Source organism: Salinivibrio kushneri (genome assembly GCF_027286325.1).
Taxonomy (GTDB): domain Bacteria; phylum Pseudomonadota; class Gammaproteobacteria; order Enterobacterales; family Vibrionaceae; genus Salinivibrio; species Salinivibrio kushneri_A.
This window is the reverse complement of record NZ_CP114588.1, coordinates 907,179-926,780: the sequence shown is the minus strand read 5'-3', so window position 1 is coordinate 926,780 and position 19,602 is coordinate 907,179. Positions and strand designations below refer to the sequence as shown.

The 19,602-nt window shown below is 49.6% G+C and carries 14 protein-coding genes; 5 read left to right on the top strand and 9 right to left on the bottom strand.

Annotation, left to right across the window (positions count from 1 at the left end):
• Window positions 1-38: 38 nt before the first annotated feature.
• Together glnS and nagE are read right to left on the bottom strand one after the other, a co-directional pair.
• Window positions 39-1,706 (bottom strand): glutamine--tRNA ligase, encoded by a 1,668-nt coding sequence (gene glnS / locus N8M53_RS04525; RefSeq protein WP_269579631.1) that lies wholly within the window; start codon window positions 1,704-1,706, stop codon window positions 39-41.
• Window positions 1,707-1,933: 227 nt separating this feature from the next.
• Entirely contained in the window at window positions 1,934-3,442 is a 1,509-nt protein-coding gene (gene nagE, locus N8M53_RS04520; RefSeq protein ID WP_269579630.1) for an N-acetylglucosamine-specific PTS transporter subunit IIBC, read from the bottom strand.
• A gap of 317 nt (window positions 3,443-3,759) precedes the next feature.
• On the opposite strand from nagE, the gene nagB reads away from it, so the two are divergent.
• The 5 genes from nagB (at window position 3,760) to asnB (ending at window position 10,698) form a co-directional block, all read left to right on the top strand.
• On the top strand, window positions 3,760-4,560 hold the full coding sequence (gene nagB, locus N8M53_RS04515) for a glucosamine-6-phosphate deaminase (RefSeq protein ID WP_269579629.1): 801 nt from the start codon (window positions 3,760-3,762) through the stop codon (window positions 4,558-4,560).
• 11 nt (window positions 4,561-4,571) lie between these two features.
• Complete coding sequence (nagA, locus tag N8M53_RS04510) at window positions 4,572-5,708, top strand: N-acetylglucosamine-6-phosphate deacetylase (RefSeq protein ID WP_269579628.1); 1,137 nt, start codon at window positions 4,572-4,574, stop codon at window positions 5,706-5,708.
• Window positions 5,709-5,715: 7 nt separating this feature from the next.
• Window positions 5,716-6,930: a DNA-binding transcriptional regulator NagC gene (nagC, locus tag N8M53_RS04505; protein WP_077668328.1), complete on the top strand. Its 1,215-nt coding sequence runs from the start codon at window positions 5,716-5,718 to the stop codon at window positions 6,928-6,930.
• A 252-nt stretch (window positions 6,931-7,182) separates the two neighbouring features.
• On the top strand, window positions 7,183-8,763 hold the full coding sequence (locus N8M53_RS04500; RefSeq protein WP_077668329.1) for a cation:proton antiporter family protein: 1,581 nt from the start codon (window positions 7,183-7,185) through the stop codon (window positions 8,761-8,763).
• 267 nt (window positions 8,764-9,030) lie between these two features.
• Window positions 9,031-10,698, top strand: coding sequence for an asparagine synthase B (asnB, locus tag N8M53_RS04495; RefSeq protein ID WP_269579627.1), 1,668 nt, complete (start codon window positions 9,031-9,033; stop codon window positions 10,696-10,698).
• A 74-nt stretch (window positions 10,699-10,772) separates the two neighbouring features.
• On the opposite strand, the gene N8M53_RS04490 is transcribed toward asnB, so the two are convergent.
• The 7 genes from N8M53_RS04490 to dnaX all read right to left on the bottom strand — a co-directional run bounded on the left by N8M53_RS04490 (window position 10,773) and on the right by dnaX (window position 19,560).
• Window positions 10,773-12,074, bottom strand: a complete 1,302-nt coding sequence (locus N8M53_RS04490; protein WP_077668776.1) for an inosine/guanosine kinase — start codon at window positions 12,072-12,074, stop codon at window positions 10,773-10,775.
• Between the two features lie 89 nt (window positions 12,075-12,163).
• Window positions 12,164-13,138, bottom strand: a complete 975-nt coding sequence (gene hemH / locus N8M53_RS04485; RefSeq protein ID WP_077668775.1) for a ferrochelatase — start codon at window positions 13,136-13,138, stop codon at window positions 12,164-12,166.
• 210 nt (window positions 13,139-13,348) lie between these two features.
• On the bottom strand, window positions 13,349-13,993 hold the full coding sequence (gene adk / locus N8M53_RS04480) for an adenylate kinase (protein WP_077668774.1): 645 nt from the start codon (window positions 13,991-13,993) through the stop codon (window positions 13,349-13,351).
• Window positions 13,994-14,150: 157 nt separating this feature from the next.
• The gene (htpG, locus tag N8M53_RS04475) at window positions 14,151-16,046 is read right to left on the bottom strand and encodes a molecular chaperone HtpG (protein ID WP_269579626.1); all 1,896 of its coding nucleotides are present in this window, start codon (window positions 16,044-16,046) and stop codon (window positions 14,151-14,153) included.
• Between the two features lie 271 nt (window positions 16,047-16,317).
• Window positions 16,318-16,926, bottom strand: a complete 609-nt coding sequence (gene recR / locus N8M53_RS04470) for a recombination mediator RecR (RefSeq protein ID WP_046073580.1) — start codon at window positions 16,924-16,926, stop codon at window positions 16,318-16,320.
• A 3-nt stretch (window positions 16,927-16,929) separates the two neighbouring features.
• Complete coding sequence (locus N8M53_RS04465) at window positions 16,930-17,259, bottom strand: YbaB/EbfC family nucleoid-associated protein (RefSeq protein WP_046073581.1); 330 nt, start codon at window positions 17,257-17,259, stop codon at window positions 16,930-16,932.
• A 24-nt stretch (window positions 17,260-17,283) separates the two neighbouring features.
• Window positions 17,284-19,560, bottom strand: a complete 2,277-nt coding sequence (gene dnaX / locus N8M53_RS04460) for a DNA polymerase III subunit gamma/tau (protein WP_269579625.1) — start codon at window positions 19,558-19,560, stop codon at window positions 17,284-17,286.
• Window positions 19,561-19,602: the final 42 nt, after the last annotated feature.

Here is a 19,602-nt window from a genome sequence, read left to right as displayed (position 1 = left end):
TCTAAAAAAGCCGGCGTGCTCATCACGCCGGCTTTTTATTATTTACCTTCTATCTTCGCCCAGGTATCACGCAAGCTCACCGTCCGGTTGAAAACCAGTGAGTCAGGACAGCTGTCTTTGCTATCTGCACAAAAATAGCCTGTACGCTCAAACTGATAGCCCTTTTCTACCGGTGCATGCTGCATACTTGGTTCGACATAGCCATGTTGGACCTGTAGAGACTCAGGGTTGATGGTTTCCGCGAAATTGTCCGCGCTGGCCGGATTCGGCACCGTGAATAAGCGGTCATACAAACGGAATTCAGCGGGTAACGCCTCAGCAGCAGAGACCCAATGGATCACCCCTTTTACTTTACGCCCATCGGCAGGATCCTTACCGAGAGTGTCTGGATCATAGCTGCAATACACTGTGGTAATATTGCCTTCATCATCTTTCTCACAACGTTCAGCTTTAACCACATAGGCATTGCGCAAACGCACTTCCTTGTCCAGCACCAATCGTTTGTACTTCTTGTTAGCTGATTCACGGAAATCTTCGCGCTCAATCCAGATCTCGCGCGAGAATGGCACTTGGCGCGTCCCCATCTCTGGCTGGTTTGGATGATTTGGTGCATCTAGCCACTCAACGTCATCAGCTTTGTTTTCAATCACCAGTTTAATCGGATCGAGCACTGCCATTGCACGCGGTGCATTTTCGTTCAAGTCATCGCGTACACAAGACTCAAGTGCACTCATTTCAATGGTGTTATCTTGCTTGGTCACACCAATACGCTGGCAAAATTCACGAATAGAGGCAGGCGTGTAACCACGGCGACGCAAGCCTGAAATGGTCAGCATACGCGGATCATCCCAACCGTTCACTAATTGCTCTTCCACCAGTTGGTTCAGCTTACGCTTGGACATCACGGTATACTCGAGATTTAAGCGGCTGAACTCATATTGGCGCGGTGTGCAGTCGATGGTGATGTTTTCCAATACCCAATCGTATAGGCGTCGGTTATCTTGAAATTCGAGGGTACACAGAGAATGGGTAATTCCTTCCAGTGCATCCGAGATGCAGTGGGTAAAGTCATACATTGGGTAAATGCACCACTTATCCCCAGTCTGGTGATGATGCGCAAAACGCACGCGATATAAAACCGGATCACGCATCACCATAAAGGGCGACGCCATATCGATTTTGGCACGCAAACAGGCTTTACCTTCTGCAAACTCACCAGCACGCATTTTTTCAAACAATGCTAAGTTCTCTTCAACAGAACGTTCGCGATAAGGGCTGTGCTTGCCAGGCTCAGTCAATGTGCCACGATACTCTCTGATCTCATCGGGCGTCAGCTCTTCGACGTACGCTAGCCCTTTTTCAATCAGTTCAACCGCGTAAGCATAAAGCTTATCAAAGTAGTTTGAGGAGTAACGCACCTCTCCTGCCCAATCAAAGCCTAACCATTGCACGTCTCGCTTGATAGACTCAACGTATTCCACGTTTTCTTTTTCTGGGTTGGTATCATCAAAACGCAGGTTACATTCACCCTGATAGTCTTGTGCGATCCCGAAGTTCAAACAAATTGATTTTGCATGGCCGATGTGCAAATAGCCATTCGGCTCAGGTGGGAAACGTGTCACGATCGCTGTGTGTTTCCCTTCCGCCAAGTCTTTATCAATGATTTGGCGAATAAAGTTAGTGGGACGAGCTTCAGCATCACTCATCAAGGTTACCTCGTATCAAAAATGCGAATTTTAAAGCTACATAGGCACTATGATCTCCTATTCCGCGCTGCGACTCAACCCGTTGTTGTCATTGTCATCGCGGTGCAGGCCTATTTGTTACTTTTTTGCGCGAAAGCAGGGGGGAAACAACCAATAAAAACGCCCAGCGGCAAACTGGGCGTTTTGTGTCAAGTTAGTGTCACGTTATCAAAGTTCGGATGCCTCGTTTAAGGCAGCGCCACTTTCGATAAATCTTCATCTTCTGGGATTTGTTTCAGCTCACCCGCAATAATTTCTGCTAATGGGCCGAGAATAACTTGCAAGTTATTCTCGCCAAGCTTGACAACTCCCATAGCACCAATGGCTTTCAATTTAGCTTCATCAACCACCTCGCGGTCGGCAACCGACAGACGCAGACGAGTGATACAAGCATCAATCGATGTTAGGTTTTGATGACCACCAAGGGCTTTAAGGTACTTACGTGCTAGCTCGCGATTATCGCTCGCCTCACCGGTATTGGCGCTGGCAGGAGCACTCTCTACTGCGTCATCTTCACGACCTGGTGTTTTCAGGTTCAAGGCTGAAATAGCCGCTCGGAAAGACACATAATAAAGTGCGAAGAACACAAGGCCCATGATAGGCAGCATGTACCACTGGTTAGCAACAGGGTTTTTCGACGACAACACCAAGTCAACCAACCCTGCAGAGAAGCCGAAGCCTGCGGTCCAGTCGAAGGTTGCGGCGATAAACAATGAAACGCCCGTTAACAATGCATGCAACACGAACAACAGAGGTGCGACAAACAAGAATGAGAACTCGAGTGGCTCAGTCACCCCAGTAAAGAAAGAGGCAAAGCCGGCAGCAATCATGATAGACGCAACACGCGCTTTGTTCTCAGGACGTGCAGTATGATAAATCGCGAGCGCTGCACCTGGCAGACCAAACATCATGACTGGGAAGAAGCCTGCCATGTACATGCCTGTGGTACCTTTAATCGCTTCGCCTGTTTCAAGGCCTTGCGCCCCCATCCAGAAGCGACCCAAGTCGTTAATACCGACAGTGTCGAACCAGAATACTGCATTAAGCGCGTGGTGCAGACCAACAGGGATAAGTAGGCGGTTAAAGAAGCCATAAACACCGGCACCAGCTGCACCCAAATTAGTGATGCTTTCACCAAAGTGAACCAGACCACCAAATAGCACAGGCCAGACGAACATTAATACAAACGAGATAATGATCGCCACAACAGAGACCAAAATCGGCACCAAACGTCTGCCGCTAAAGAAAGCCAAAGCTTTAGGCAACTCAACACCGCTATAACGGTTGTACAGCTCAGCAGAAACCACGCCGATCAAGATACCGATAAACTGGTTGTTGATTTTGCTGAAAGCAAGCTCATTGTTACCCGCTGAAATATCGACCAAGCCAATTTGGCTTACCGCACCAGGCGCACACAGCGTGGTGATTACCATAAAGCCAACAAACCCTGCCAGAGCAGCTGCGCCGTCTTTATCTTTTGACATGCCATACGCTACACCAATTGCAAATAGCACTGACATATTATCGATAATGGCTGCCCCTGATTTTATCAAGAAAGCAGCGAGAGCACTGTTGCCCCCCCATCCAGTTGGATCAAGCCAGTAGCCGACCCCCATTAAGATCGCAGCCGCTGGCAATACCGCAACCGGTACCATCAGCGCACGACCTATACGTTGTGCATAACCAAGAATATTCACCGTCGTTCCCCCTTTATATTTTTCAGTGTCTCACCACGCTAGCGTTCGCTCAGTGGTGAGACATCTAACTTGGACGTTTGCCCAAGGACTTTTGTTAAATCACTTCTTTTGTAAAGCAATGTTAGTCAATTGCAGTTTATGTCAATAAATTCGCCTCGCAAATTAAACCCGCGTTATTTGTGATAATCGTCACCAAACCACACCATATACAGAGAAAATTGTTAGCCTGATCATAAAACTTATTTTATGATGAAAATAAATGAGCATATCCGTTATGCTATGGCCACGAACTGAGCATTGATAGAACGAGGTGACCGATGCGACTTATTCCTTTACAAACCAGCCAACAAGTCGGCCTATGGTCGGCTCGCTATATCGTCGATACCATCAACAAGTTTTCGCCGACCGCCGATAATCCCTTTGTTTTGGGCTTACCCACGGGAGGAACGCCACTCAACACCTATAAGCAACTCATTACGCTCCACCAGCAAGGTGAAATCAGTTTTGAGCACGTGGTGACCTTTAATATGGACGAATACTGTGGGATCCCTGCTAATCACCCACAAGCATATCGTACCTTTATGTACGAAAACTTTTTTAACCATATTGATATTCAAGAAGAAAACATCAACTTGCTTGATGGAAATGCGACCGATGTCGATGCCGAGTGCCAACGCTATGAAGAAAAAATCAAAGCATACGGCAAAATCCATCTCTTTATGGGTGGTGTGGGTAACGATGGTCATATTGCGTTTAATGAACCCGCGTCATCATTAGCATCAAGAACACGGATCAAAACCTTGACCGAGGATACCCGTGTGGCAAACTCTCGCTTCTTTGATAATGATATCAATCAAGTACCTAAGCATGCGCTTACCATTGGTGTGGGCACCCTATTAGATGCAGAAGAAATCATGATCCTAGTGACAGGACACAATAAAGCACAGGCACTTGAGGCCGCGGTAGAAGGGTCAGTGAACCACTTATGGACAGTATCAGCGCTACAACTGCATCCAAAAGCGATGATTGTGTGTGATGCGCCTTCAACAGCAGAACTAAAAGTAAAAACTGTGAAGTATTTTCAAGAGCTTGAAGCCCAAAATATACACCATTTATAAGGAATAGAAGCATGTATGCGTTAACCCACTGCCGGATTTTTACTGGCCATGAGGTGTTGGATGATCATGCCATCGTGATTCGAGACGGCCTGATTGATTCGGTCTGTCGACAAGACGCCTTGCCCAATAATATTGCCACACGCGCGCTCAATGGTGCATTAGTCAGCCCTGGCTTCATTGACCTCCAGCTAAATGGCTGTGGCGGAGTGATGTTTAATGATGCCATTACCCCTGACACCATCGCGACCATGCATCAGGCTAACCTTAAGTCAGGTTGCACCAATTTTCTCCCCACCCTGATCACCAGCTCTGATGCCGATATGCAAGCCGCCATCAGCGCCATGCGTGTTTACCAAACACAGGAGCCCCATCAAGCTCTGGGGTTACACCTTGAGGGCCCTTATCTGAATATCGAGAAAAAGGGAATACACAGTGCTGACTATATTCGCCCAAGTGACGATCAGATGATCAACTACTTGTGCGAAAATGCGGATGTGATTACCAAAGTCACCCTCGCACCTGAACTGGCACCCGCATCACATATTCAAGCCCTTAAACAAGCTGGAATCGTGGTCTCTGCCGGCCATACCAATGCCACTTACGCACAAACTAAACAAGGCTTTACGCACGGTATTTCCTTTGCCACTCACTTGTTTAACGCGATGACCTCGATTTCGGGCCGAGAGCCAGGTGTCGTCGGTGCTATCTACGATACACCTGATGTCTATACTGGGGTGATTGCTGACGGCTTTCACGTCTCATACCCTAACATTCGCCTCGCACATAAAGTAAAAGGTGAGAAATTAGTGTTGGTTACGGATGCTGTTGCACCAGCAGGAGCCGACATGGATCACTTTATTTTTGTAGGTAAGAAAGTATATTACCGTGACGGTAAGTGTGTTGATGAAAATGGCACACTTGGCGGCTCAGCACTGACAATGGATAAAGCAATTTATAACAGTGTTGAGCATGTAGGGATCGCCTTGGATGAAGCTTTGCGGATGGCTACGCTCTATCCCGCTCGCGCAATCGGTATCGAACAACACTATGGCAGCATTCGTCCGGGGAAAATTGCGAATCTTGCCATTTTCGACCGTGCCATCAATGTTCAAGCGACGATCGTAAACGGACAATATCTACAAAGCTAGGACACCTATGACTGGCGGAAAAATCGGGAATGTCGATCTTGTAAAGCAACTTAACGGAGCTGCCGTTTATCGATTAATTGATCAACAAGGGCCTATTTCACGCATACAAATTGCCGATGTAAGCCGATTGGCACCGGCAAGTGTGACGAAAATAACCCGCCAACTGCTAGAAAGAGGCCTGATTAAAGAAGTGGCACAACAAGCGTCGACAGGCGGACGTCGTGCCATTTCTCTCACCACCGAGTGTGCGCCCTTTCATACCCTTGCGGTACGACTGGGTCGCCATTTTATTGAGTTGTCTTTGTATGACTTAAGTGGTGCCTCTTTGGCCGAACACGGCGAAACCTTCCAGTACCATGATCAGGACGAACTTGTTCAAGGCTTGATTTATATCGTCAGCCAGTTTTTGGAAAAGCACCAACAGGTGCTCAGAGAGTTGATTGCCATATCCGTGGTGATGCCTGGCTTGGTTGACCCTGATTCAGGGGTGGTCGAATACATGCCCAACATCAATATTAAACAACTTGCACTTGCTGACACCTTGCGCGAAGAATTTGGTGTACAAGCTTTTGTTGGTAATGATATCCGCGGGCAAGCATTGGCCGAGCACTATTTTGGCGCTAGCCAAGACTACTATGATTCTATGCTAGTCAGCGTGCATCATGGCACTGGCGCGGGGATCATCGTAAATGGGCAAATCTTTCTTGGCCATAATCGGAATGTCGGTGAGCTTGGTCATGTGCAGATCGATCCATTGGGTAAAAAGTGTCAGTGTGGCAACTTTGGCTGTTTAGAAACCGTGGCGTCGAACGAAGCCATCATTGAGCACGCCCAACAGTTGCTTGCGCAAGGGCACCCTAGTAGCCTCAGTTACGATCAAAGTTTGACCATCGAAGCGATTTGCCAAGCTGCCGAGCAAGGTGATGAATTGGCGCGCCAAGTGTTGGTGAAAGTGGGCAATCACCTGGGTAAAGCGATCGCGATGACTGTCAACCTGTTTAATCCACAGCTAGTGGTGATTGCAGGAAAAATTACCGCGGCGAAAAGTGTGGTATTTCCTGCCATTGAGCGCTGTGTAGAGAATCAATCACTGCCAAGCTTCCACGAAAAGCTGGCGATTGTCAGCGCAAACCTGGAGGCTCAGCCTACAATGGCCGCGTTCTCTTTAGTCAAGCGGGCGATGCTTAATGGTGAGCTCTTGCAGGAGCTGCTGGAGGAGTAGTCTGTCACTGCTTGGCTTGACATGTTTCGTGGTTAAACATGTCGTTAAGCATCGCCGTTAAAACCGGCCGAGACGTTAAGACCTAACCGTTGGTCAGCCAGCGGTTAGGTAAGTCACCACCTCATCTTGCCTCCACCCCCCTTTTCTCACGCTTCCTTATTTTACATTCACATATTGGCCACAAAACGTGTACATTATAGCCACGTTACCGACAATGCCTTGTCTCACTCAACTTTAGAATAAGTACAAGATATGGAACTGGTTTTTATTTCTGCCGCATTTATCAGTGGCTATGCGTTAATGCGTTGCCACCTTCCCCCCTTAGTTGGCTTTCTAATTGCAGGCTTTGTTCTGCATGCCATGGGTTATCAATCGACACCGGTGATCAGTCAACTGGCGGACCTAGGTGTCACATTGCTGCTGTTTACCATCGGCTTAAAACTTGATGTCAAAACCCTGCTTGCCAAAGAAATATGGTTTGGAGCCACGGCCCATAACGTCCTGACAACCGCGTTTTTTACCTTGGCGCTAATGGGCCTTAAAGCACTGAGCATTCCTATGCTGTCAGGCATGAGTGTGTCTGAAATGCTGCTGCTTGGCTTCGCGCTATCGTTTTCTAGCACCGTCTTTGCCATCAAAGCGCTGCAAGAAAAAGGTGAGCTTAATGCCACCTATGGCACCTTGGCCATCGGTATGCTGATCATGCAAGATATCTTTGCAGTGATTTTCCTCACCGCCACATCGGGCAAAACGCCAGAGCTTACCGCTCTCCTCCTCTTTGGTTTACCTCTGCTAAAACCTCTATTGGGTAAGCTTTTGGACAAGGCAGGCCACGGTGAAATGTTGGTTCTTTATGCCGTATTCCTCGCTCTTGTAGCTGGTGCGGGGCTGTTTGAGGCCGTCGGCATTAAGCCCGACTTGGGCGCGCTTATTCTCGGTATGCTGCTTGCCAGTCACCCACGTGCATCTGAAATGGCCAAGTCACTGTTTAACATGAAAGAGCTTTTTCTGGTTTGCTTTTTCCTCAACATTGGTCTGTCCGAACAGCCTACTTGGCAAAGCTTCAGTTTTGCGCTGATCTTGATGTTGCTACTGCCCATCAAGGGCGTACTCTACTACTGGATCGTCAACGGCTTTCGGTATCGAGTTCGTACGGCCTTATTCACCACGCTCACCTTATTCAACTTCAGTGAGTTTGGACTCATTGTCGGTGGCTTGGCGTATAAAACAGGACTGATGCCAGGCCCGATCTTGGTTTCCATCGCCATTGCGGTATCACTCAGTTTTGCCTTTTCCGCACCACTCAATACCTTTAGTAATCAGCTGTATGGATGGGCATCACGCTGGCTACCTGAGCGTGCCCCCGACAAACTTCACCCCAGTGACCAACAAATCAATCTGGGGGATGCCAGCATCTTGGTGCTGGGGATGGGCCGGATTGGCTCAGGCGCCTATGACGAGCTTGCCACCACCCATCACCAACCTATTGTGGGGATTGACACACGAGAAGACTCGGTGACACGTCATCAGCAAGAAGGACGACGTGTTATTTTGGGCGATGCCACCGACCCCGACTTTTGGTCACGAGCCGTGTCTGATGGCAATATCTCGCTCATTTTACTGGCCATGCCTCACAGCCATGCCAATACGTTGGCACTCGAGCAAATTCGACAAACACAATTCAGTGGTAAAGTCGCCGCCATTGCCAAATATCAAGATGAGCTTGATCAACTCAAAGCACTCGGTGTGGATGAAGCCTTTAATATCTATCAAGAGGCAGGTAGCGGCTTTGCGCGCCACGTAAGAGACCGCTTCTCTCACCCAGATAGCTAGCCCCCGCTACAACACAACTAACGCACAAGCCTCGTTGCTTGTGCGTTTTTGTATAAAAACTGCACCATTTTTAAATTTAATTCATTTTTAGTGGTTTTTATTAAATTTTATTCACCATAAGGCAAGTTTGGATAACGGATTTGTTTTATCTCCTTGTGTCTTTCTCTGCCACAGGGCAGAGTGTGGTTAACAGGTCGCCACCCGTGGTCTTTTATCGCAGATATGCCATGGCGAAAACACCGTATAACACAAACAGAGAGGAAGATTATGTGTTCAATTTTTGGAGCGCTTGACATTAAAACCGACTCGCAACAATTGCGGGAAATCGCGTTAAAAATGTCGAAGACCATGCGTCACCGTGGCCCTGACTGGTCAGGGATTTATTCGTCTGAAAAAGCCATTCTCGTTCATGAGCGCCTTGCGATTGTCGATCTTAATAGTGGGGCACAGCCACTTTATAACCATAACCAAACTCAAGCCCTCGCAGTCAACGGTGAGATCTACAATCACAAAGAGCTCCGCGCTGAATTCGCTGCCGATTATCCGTTCCAAACAGAGTCAGACTGCGAAATCATTCTCGCCCTATATCAAGAGAAAGGGCCAGAATTGCTCGATTATCTCAACGGTATCTTTGCCTTTATTTTGTATGATGAGGAGCAGGATGCGTATTTAATTGGTCGCGATCATATCGGCATTATCCCGCTTTATCATGGGCACGATGAACATGGCAACTACTACGTTGCTTCGGAAATGAAAGCACTGACGCCTATTTGTAAAACCATCAGTGAGTTTCCTCCGGGTCACTTTTTATGGAGTAAACAAGGTGAGCCAGTTCGTTATTACAAACGCGCATGGATGGAATATGACGGGGTAAAAGACAGCACCACGGATAAAGCGGCACTCAAAGAAGCCCTAGAGAAAGCAGTTCACCGTCAACTGATGACCGATGTGCCGTATGGCGTTTTGCTATCTGGCGGGTTGGATTCATCGGTGATTTCCGCAGTGACCAAACAATATGCCGCCAACCGTATCGAGGATGACGATCAAAGCCAAGCTTGGTGGCCACGTTTGCACTCGTTTGCTATCGGCCTGGAAGGCGCGCCGGATTTGAAAGCCGCCAAAGAAGTCGCTGACCACCTTGGCACCGTGCACCACGAGTTTACCTATAGTATCCAAGAAGGCTTAGATGCCATTCGCGACGTGGTGTACCACATCGAAACCTATGATGTGACCACTATCCGAGCATCAACCCCGATGTATCTGATGTCCCGTAAAATTCGTGCGATGGGAATTAAAATGGTGCTCTCAGGAGAAGGCGCAGACGAGGTGTTTGGCGGCTATCTGTATTTCCACAAAGCGCCTAACGCGCAAGAGTTCCACGAGGAAACGGTTCGCAAGCTGCTCGCGCTCAACATGTTTGATTGCGCCCGCGCGAACAAGTCGATGGCCGCTTGGGGCGTCGAGGCACGTGTCCCCTTCTTGGATAAAGAGTTTTTGGAAGTAGCGATGCAAATCAAGCCAGACGACAAGATGTGCGGCGATGGCAAAATGGAAAAACACATTATTCGTGAGTGCTTTGGGGATCTGTTGCCAGAGTCGGTGGCATGGCGTCAGAAAGAGCAGTTTAGCGATGGCGTCGGTTACGGCTGGATTGACACCTTGAAAGCCATTGCCGATGAAAAAGTCAGCGACCAACAACTGGCAACCGCCGCGTTCCGTTTCCCATACAACACGCCGACCACCAAAGAAGCGTATATGTATCGTGAGATTTTCGCCGAACTCTTCCCTCTGGAAGATGCCGCGAAGTGCGTCCCTGGTGGCCCATCAATTGCTTGCTCCAGTGCCAAAGCAATTGAGTGGGATGAATCGTTCAAAAACCAAGCCGACCCATCAGGTCGCGCGGTCCGCAACGTACACGAAAAAGCGTATCAGTAAGCCCATGCCCTGCTGCCAATAATAAAAAACCGCCAACATCAATTGGCGGTTTTTTATCGTTTAGGGCAATGAGATTAACGTTCCCAGTAAGCCTCTTCCAAGCTATCTTCGCGCTCCGGCAAGCCACGAGACAAACGCGGAGAGTGCTGCGCCAGCACCTCATAGCTAACACGGTTAGCGTATTTACACACCTGAGAAAACGATGAGTAAGTCAAAAATGGGTACTGATGTTTGCTTGAGTTTGGCACGTTATCACGGTGATAGCGGTTAGCTGACATATCGTGCAGCAACGCAGACAGGGCACCGTCACCCGCACCATTGGTGTTTTTGATCCGTTCTGGTCCACCCATGTAAGGCGCAATGTGCGAATAAATCTTAATCGGGTTTTCGCAATCGGCTTTGATCATTGGGCGGCTGAACTCATACATATTGAATTCGGGAATGGCCCCGGGTAATAAAGGCAGTGAGGTTTCGCGTTTGGCTTTATCTTCACTATACCCCGCCATGTATAGGCCAATCGGGCCAGCGGTGCAAAGCACCATATCCACCCATTGCAACGCAGCGTCAGCCGCGAGCAGCGGGTCACTTTCACCCGTGAGCGCTTCGCCTTCATCTTCGTTCATCGCCACCACACTGACGTGCTCAGCAAGAAAATCACGCCACCATTGTGGATTTTGTTCAATCACATACTTGGTGCCCAACGTCATCACCACAGGGACGTTATGCTTTTTGGCATGTTCGATGGCACGCATGGTCGCTTCCGGCATCGGATCACCGTCTTTGCAACGAACGAGATAGGCCGTCAGTACTAAGGCCGACGCATGCTCAAAGATATGTTCAGGGATCGACTCAGGACGCAACTGATTCATCAAGCCTTCGTTGATGGCAAAAGTACGCTCACCGCAATCGCCAATCAGGGCGTAGCAACGGCCAATCGGGCCTTCGACAGGTTGCAGATAGTTGAGATCCATGCGGCTAGAGGTGTTGCATAAGTAGCGATAAGAGTAGCTACCAATGCGGATATCCTGACTCATCACGCCAAGTAGAATCGACTGGTCATCCGCTAAGGCGGAGTAGTTGTGCAAGGTGTTGCCAATGGTGCCGCCAGCAAATTCATGCGTCACCAAATTGTTGTCCTTAAGCTCTTGATACAAGGCTTCAGCACGCTCATCGTCAATCACTAACGAGTGGCCTTTGCTCAAACCATAGCGCTCCAGGAAGTCATCACTCACTTTTGCTTCTATATCCACCAAAGTTTGGTCAATACCAATCACATGGGGGCGCTTAAAACCACGCTCACTGGCAGGGTTAAGCAGAGGGTCCCGGGCGTGAACCGGAAAGTAGTGTTTAGACTTACGTTGTCCTGGAAATTTCATGGTTCGTGTAACTAGCTAATGGAAGGGAGGCGCGAATTCTACCACAGAATTTGCGCCTGCATAGCGTCTGGTGGACGAATTTTATCGCCCTACCACCCTTGCGTATGCTCTGCCACCAGCGTCGCCATTAACTCAATATGCGCCTCGTCATCGTTTAAGCATGGGATAAAACGAAAGGCTTCGCCACCTGCTTCTAAAAAGATATCCCGACACTCACCGGCAATTTCTTCCAAGGTTTCCAAGCAGTCTGATGAAAAGGCTGGCGTCATAATATCAAGTGTCTTTACCCCTTTCGCGGGCAGCGATTCTAATGTTTTATCTGTGTAAGGCTTAAGCCACTCTTCACGTCCAAACCGCGATTGGTAGCTCATCATGATCGCTTGATCGGGGAGCCCGAGTTCCGCCTGCAACAACGCCGTGGTTTGTTCGCAATGTTGCGGATACGGGTCGCCATTATCGGCAAAGCGTTGCGGGATCCCATGGTATGAACACAGTAAGAGATCGCCTTTGCCGTGTTTATCCCAGTGGCGTCTCACGGAGTCAGCCAATGCCGATTGATACGCCGGATGATCGTGATAGTGGTGCACAAAGCGAAGCTCAGGAAGCAAAGGGCGTCCTTTGAGGGATTTGGCGACTTTATCAAATACCGCAGCAGTGGTGGTGGCAGAGTATTGCGGGTACAAGGGCAAAACCATGACCTTTTCGCAGCCTTGTTGCTGCAGTTGCTCAATACCATCCGTCATCGACGGTGAACCATAAGTCATTCCTAGGGCAACGGGTAGTCCCGACTTGTTGGCTAAGGCATCACGCTGGCGTGTGGCATACACCATCAGCGGTGAACCCTCATCCATCCAAACACTTTGATAGAGCTTCGCCACCTTGGGAGAGCGTACCGGGAGAATCACACCATGAAGCAGTGGGCACCACAACCAACGCGTTAAATCGACCACCCGATGATCATGAAGAAACTCAGATAAAAAGCGCTTTACAGCAGAAGAGGTAGGCGCATCTGGGGTTCCCAGGTTGACCAGAAGTACGCCAACTTGGTTATGCTTTTCGGTCATGTTTGTTGTCCTTGGCTTTGGCTCGGCCGCGAGCCCAGTATTTTTGTTGTACCTTTCCAATTTAACGTATCTGATTAAATTGTTTGGAGAATGGCGCTTAGCTTGCCATAAAAAAACCGGAGCGACTAATCGTCAGCTCCGGTTTCTACTATCAGCAATACCGATGACAACCTGTGTCAGCACGTAAACGCGAGACACATTGAGCCTGGTTTAGCCGAGTACCTTTTGGATCTCTGCGCTCACCTGCTCAACCGCTTGTGTACCATCGAAGGTCACAAACTGGGTGTTGCCAGCATCTGCTTCTTTTTTGTAGTAAGCAATCAGTGGTGCGGTTTGGTTATGATACACATTCAACCGTGCGCGTACTGTCTCTTCTTTATCGTCATCACGTACCACTAGCTCCTCGCCAGTCACATCGTCTTTTCCTTCCACTTTCGGTGGGTTGTAAACAACGTGATAAGTACGGCCTGAAGCAAGGTGAGCACGGCGACCACTCATACGCTCAACAATTACGTCATCCGGAACGTCGAATTCGAGTACGTAATCGATCGCAACACCGATCTCTTTCAGTCCATCAGCTTGAGGAATGGTGCGTGGGAACCCATCTAGCAAGAAGCCGTTGGCACAATCATCTTGCGAGATACGCTCTTTAACCAAGCCAAGAATGATGTCATCAGACACCAATTCGCCAGCATCAATAACCGCTTTGGCTTGTTTGCCAAGCTCAGTGCCCGCTTTAATCGCGGCGCGCAACATGTCACCCGTAGAAATCTGCGGAATCCCGTATTTTTCCATGATGAACTGCGCTTGCGTCCCTTTACCCGCGCCCGGTGCACCCAACAGAATGATGCGCATAGTGATCCCCTTTATGATTATTTAGGTTTCGTTAAACTGCGTCTATATTCGCAAAGACACGAAACATACACGCTTAACTAAACGCTATCAAGCCCGGCAATCCGGCCGGGCTTGTTCGATAGTCATTCAGTATGTGGTCTCGACAATCGCCTGTCGATTATACCTTAGTCAGAAGCTGGTTGACCGAGGCCAAGAAGTCTGACGGATCGTCCATACTGCCTTTCTCTGCCAGCATCGCTTGACCGAGCAGCATTTCTACCCAGGTACCGAATTTCTGCTCATCGCTTTCATCTGCCATGCGCTTAACCAGAGCGTGCTCTGGGTTCAGTTCAAAGATGTACTTCACATCAGGCGCTTGCTGGCCAGCGGCTTCTAAAAGCTTCGCCATTTGCGTGCCCATTTCAAACTGATCGGTCACCACCACCGCCGGCGTGCCAGAGAGTTTAAAGGTGGTACGTACATCTTTAACGCGATCGCCCAAGTGCGATTTTACTCGCTCAATCACAGACTCAAAGGCTTTTTCGGTTTCTTCACGCTCTGCTTTTGCCTCTTCATCGTCGAATTGGCTCAGGTCGAGATCCGCCTTGGTGATTGCCTGGAACTGCTTGCCATCAAACTCGGTCAGGTAGCTCATCAACCACTCATCAATGCGGTCATACATCAAGATAACTTCGATGCCTTTGGCTTTAAACTGCTCCAAGTGCGGGCTGTGTTTCGCCGCATTATAGCTATCCGCGGTGATGTAGTAGATTTTGTCTTGCTCTTCTTTCATGCGCGACACGTAGTCGGCCAAGGAGACGGTTTGTTCAGCGCTGTCTTCATGCGTTGATGCAAAGCGCAGCAAGCCAGCAATTTTTTCTTTATTGCTGAAATCTTCCGCCGGCCCTTCTTTCATCACCAAGCCAAATTCACGCCAAAACGTCTGATACTTCTCCGCATCGTTTTTAGCCAGCTTTTCTAACATCGACAGCACACGCTTGGTGCACGCACCGCGCAGTGACTGCGTGATCTTGTTGTCTTGCAGAATTTCACGCGAAACGTTAAGCGGTAAATCGTTAGAGTCAATCAAACCACGGACAAAGCGCAAGTAGCTTGGCATGAACTGTGACGCATCATCCATGATAAAGACGCGTTGTACATAGAGTTTCAGCCCATGTTTGTGCTCGCGGTTGTAAAGATCCCAAGGGGCTTTTGACGGGATATACAGCAAGCTGGTGTAGTCGTTTTTACCCTCTACACGGTTGTGGCTCCACGTCAGCGGTTCGGCAAAGTCATGCGACACATGCTTATAGAACTCTTTGTATTCGTCTGCCGAGATATCGGACTTAGCGCGAGTCCAAAGCGCTTGCGCTTTGTTGACTTGCTCCCACTTACCTTCGCCCGTCTCATTACCTTCCTCGTCTTTCTCTTGCGTCCACATTTCTACCGGAATACCGATATGGTCGGAGTATTTACCGATCACCTCACGTAGGCGCCAATCATTGAGGAACTCTTTCTCGTCGTCTTTAAGGTGCAGCGTAATCTCAGTGCCACGGTCAGATTTGCTGATAGGCTCTAGGGTATACTCACCTTCACCGGTTGACTCCCACTGCACTGCCTCGTTGGCAGCAAGACCCGCCGCACGAGTGCGTACAGTTACCTTGTCAGCCACAATAAAGGCAGAGTAAAAGCCGACCCCGAACTGACCAATCAGGTTCGAGTCTTTGCTTTGATCTTCGTTAAGCTGTTTAAGAAACTCTTCTGTGCCCGATTTGGCAATGGTACCGAGGTTGGCGATGACATCATCACGGCTCATACCAATACCATTGTCTGAGACAGTCAACGTACCGGCGTCACTATCAAAGGAAAGGCGAACGCGCAGGTCACCGTCATTTTCATAAAGCTCAGGGGCGGACAACGCTTTAAAACGCAGCTTATCAGCGGCATCTGACGCGTTTGACACTAGCTCTCGCAGGAAAATCTCTTTGTTTGAGTAGAGAGAGTGGATCATCAACTGCAGTAACTTGGACGTATCTGAACCAAACTGATGTTTTTCTGGGGTTTTCACGCTCATGTCAATCTACCTAACACTATGAGGATTAATGGCGACGTGGGCTCGATGCCCACGTTACAATGAATTCGTATTCAGTTCTTTTGGATATAGGGATCCTGTTACACGCTTTCAAGGCCTAGGTGGTCAAATAAAAGCCAGTTAGTATTAAAGCGATAGGCAATAGAAAAAGAAAAGCCTAACCAGAGGCTAGGCTTTTGAGGGTCAATCACGCTGTTGGCGCTGTATCGCCGAGTAAGGAGGTTCACCCACCGTTGAGGGCTCGTCAAACAATTTAGCGATACTTTAACTGCTGGCGGCCGATAATTGAGTGAGACAGCGTGGTGCCATCGACCAGTTCAAGCTCGCCTCCCATTGGCACGCCATGCGCAATTCGGCTGGCACCCACTTGGTGCTCTTGGCAAAGTTCAGCGATGTATTGCGCCGTGGCCTCGCCTTCCACCGTCGGGTTAGTCGCTAAGATAAGCTCTTGAATCGGTTCGTGTTGCAAACGCTTTTCCAACACATCAAGGCCAATGTCTGCCGGGCCAATGCCATCAAGGGGGGACAAATGCCCCATCAAGACAAAGTACCGCCCAGAGTACTGGCCGGTAGCCTCGACGGCCGCAATATCTGCTGGGCTTTCAACTACACAAATCAACCCGGTTTCTTGGCGTTTCGGGTTATCGCAAATCGCGCACACGTCTTGCTCGGTAAAGGTTCGACATTGGCTGCAGTGGCCAATGTCTGTCATTGCCGTGCTCAACGCTTGCGCGAGAGCCAGTCCACCTTGGCGGTTTCTCTGCAATAGGTGGTAGGCCATCCGCTGCGCTGATTTAGGGCCAACGCCTGGCAAGCAACGCAGCGAGTCCATCAGTTGTTCAAGTAACTGGCTGGTGCGCATAGATTAAAATGGCATTTTCATGCCTGGTGGTAACTGCATACCACCTGTCACTTCTGCCATTTTCTCTTTTTGTTGCTCCTCAACACGACGGGCAGCATCGTTGAATGCAGCCGCAATCAAGTCTTCCAGCATGTCTTTATCATCTTCCATCAGGCTATCGTCGATGTCGACACGACGGATGCTGTGGCTGCCTGTCATGGTGACTTTCACCATGCCTGCGCCCGCTTCGCCCGTCACTTCCATGCTGGCAATTTCTTCTTGTACTTTCTGCATGCGCTCCTGCATTTGCTGCGCCTGCTTCATCATGTTACCCATGCCGCCTTTACCAAACATAATTCTCTCTCTTGGTTAGGTGTCTTAAATTGGTCGAATGCTGTCTTCTTCTAACTCCGCCGCAAAGCGTTGAAGAATAAAAGTCACATTCGGATCATTATGCAGGCTGTGTGTCGCCTGCGCTAATTTTTGTTGATAGAGCTGCTCGCGCCGCTCTAAAGGTGTGATTCCCGCTTCCCCGAGCTGCACCTCCAAGGTTATGGGGGCGCCTAGCGCTGTCGTCAAGGCCTGAGTCAATTGCTGCTGGGCTTTTTCGGTATTAAGGTGCGATTGATCTGGGCGCAAGATAAGCTGTACTTGCTCACCTTGCTGCGACATCGCCGCATTGAGCGCCATTTGCTTGACCAACCGCTCCACCTCTAAGCTGTCTGCCAGCGCACACCAAGGATCTTGCGCATTGGTTTCCTGCACCAGTTTGTCACGCATAGCAGCCGTTTTTTCATGCTCTAACGCCTGCTTTATCGACTTAGGTGTCAGGGTTGGTGCAACCTCAGGCGATTGTTGCACGGGCTGGGTAGGGCGCCATTGATAAGGCTCTGACGATACCTCACTTCCATGCGATGTTTGCTTTGGTGCTGACGTCGAATTGCCCGATTGGTGCACCGGGGCGGACACAGGCGATGCACTCTCTGCCGCTGTCGCTACGCGATCGAGCACAGATAACGCATCAGTCTTGGCCGGTGTCCGTCCCGCCTTTTTTACACTGCTCCCCGTTTGATCAACTTGACGCTTCATACGACTACGCAACTGATTACGCGCCTGAATAAGGCTAGAGGCAGGCGAAGAGGCCGATGACTGACTCGCGGGGGGTGTCGCTGGATCAGGCACCGAATCATCGGCCACCGGTTGGCTCTGCTCGGCGACACTCGCTTCACGAGCCCCACTACCAGATGCATCTGCGCTAGGCACCTCCGTGCCAGTCTTTGCCATCGGCTGCTGAGGCGCTGGCGCATGTGTGTCATTGATATCTTGGCGACTTTCCAGCGTGTACTGGCTCTTATCCATCGGAGTATCGCCCATGGGCCTCTGTTGTGCCTCATGCCCCTGGGGCGCATGGTCTGAAGGCCCTTGGTTTGGCGGCGCCACATTGGCCGATGAGACCTGCGCTTTCAACGCGTTCAGTGCTTGCGAGGGATCTTTTTTTACCGGCTGCTTTGACTCAGAAGCGGGATCGCTTGCCGGCACTGATATAGTAGCCGGTTCATACGGCACGGTTTTGACCGGCTGAAACGCCAACATACGCAGCAAGACCATTTCTAGACCGGCCCGCCCATCAGGGGCATAAGGCAGGTCTTGTCGCCCTTGCAGTGCCATTTGATAACACAGCTGCACATCTTGTGGCGAAAGTCGCGAGGCCAAGGCGTGAATCCGTGCTTGCTCCCCACTGTCATCATCATGTGTCTGAGGCAGTGCTTGGGCCAACGCGACATGGTGAAGCTGACTGGCTAACTCTTTGAGTAAGCCATCCCATTCCACCCCGACGTGCGCAATTTGCGCCAGCATGTTCATCAACTCGACCGCATCATGGTTCGCCAAGGCTTCAAGGAGTAAGAGTGCGTTATCGGTACTCAGGGTCCCTAGCATCTCTGCCACTGCTTGGGTGCTAATTTGTCCATTACCGAGCGCAATCGCCTGATCGGTTAAGCTCAAGGCATCGCGCATACTGCCTTCCGCAGCCCGTGACAATAGCATTAAAGCACGTGATTCTGCCTCGACCCCTTCTTGACCAAGGATATGCTCTAGCTGCGTCTGAATCTGGCTGGCGTCAAAGTGCTTTAAATGAAATTGCAGGCAACGCGATAAAATGGTAACCGGTAGCTTTTGTGGATCCGTGGTCGCCAATAAAAACTTTACGTACTCAGGCGGCTCTTCTAACGTTTTTAGCAATGCATTGAAACTGTGGCGTGACAGCATGTGTACCTCATCAATGAGGTACACTTTATAGCGGCCACGTGCTGGCTTGTATTGAACGTTGTCGAGCAACTCTCGCGTGTCTTCTACCTTGGTACGAGAAGCGGCATCAATTTCTAACAAATCAACGTACCGGCCCTCATCAATTTCACGACAGGTTGAACACTGACCACAAGGCGATGACGACACGCCCTGTTCACAATTAAGCCCTTTGGCAAAAATACGTGCAATGGTGGTTTTACCCACACCGCGAGTACCACTGAACAAGTATGCGTGGTGCAAGCGGTCATGATCCAATGCATTGGCCAAGGCCGTCAGCACGTGACTTTGACCAGCAACAGACTCAAAATTATGGGGTCGCCACTTGCGAGCGAGGACTTGGTAACTCATGTCAATTCGCTTCCTGTATGCTTATTGCTAACGCGGGACCCT

Coding starts and splice junctions, on each gene's coding strand:
- nagC (WP_077668328.1), top strand. CDS start 5,716: ATGACTGGCGGAAAAATCGGGAATGTCGATCTTGTAAAGCAACTTAAC.
- nagA (WP_269579628.1), top strand. CDS start 4,572: ATGTATGCGTTAACCCACTGCCGGATTTTTACTGGCCATGAGGTGTTG.
- glnS (WP_269579631.1), bottom strand. CDS start 1,706: ATGAGTGATGCTGAAGCTCGTCCCACTAACTTTATTCGCCAAATCATT.
- adk (WP_077668774.1), bottom strand. CDS start 13,993: ATGCGCATCATTCTGTTGGGTGCACCGGGCGCGGGTAAAGGGACGCAA.
- recR (WP_046073580.1), bottom strand. CDS start 16,926: ATGCGCACCAGCCAGTTACTTGAACAACTGATGGACTCGCTGCGTTGC.
- dnaX (WP_269579625.1), bottom strand. CDS start 19,560: ATGAGTTACCAAGTCCTCGCTCGCAAGTGGCGACCCCATAATTTTGAG.
- N8M53_RS04490 (WP_077668776.1), bottom strand. CDS start 12,074: ATGAAATTTCCAGGACAACGTAAGTCTAAACACTACTTTCCGGTTCAC.
- nagB (WP_269579629.1), top strand. CDS start 3,760: ATGCGACTTATTCCTTTACAAACCAGCCAACAAGTCGGCCTATGGTCG.
- N8M53_RS04500 (WP_077668329.1), top strand. CDS start 7,183: ATGGAACTGGTTTTTATTTCTGCCGCATTTATCAGTGGCTATGCGTTA.
- hemH (WP_077668775.1), bottom strand. CDS start 13,138: ATGACCGAAAAGCATAACCAAGTTGGCGTACTTCTGGTCAACCTGGGA.
- htpG (WP_269579626.1), bottom strand. CDS start 16,046: ATGAGCGTGAAAACCCCAGAAAAACATCAGTTTGGTTCAGATACGTCC.
- asnB (WP_269579627.1), top strand. CDS start 9,031: ATGTGTTCAATTTTTGGAGCGCTTGACATTAAAACCGACTCGCAACAA.
- N8M53_RS04465 (WP_046073581.1), bottom strand. CDS start 17,259: ATGTTTGGTAAAGGCGGCATGGGTAACATGATGAAGCAGGCGCAGCAA.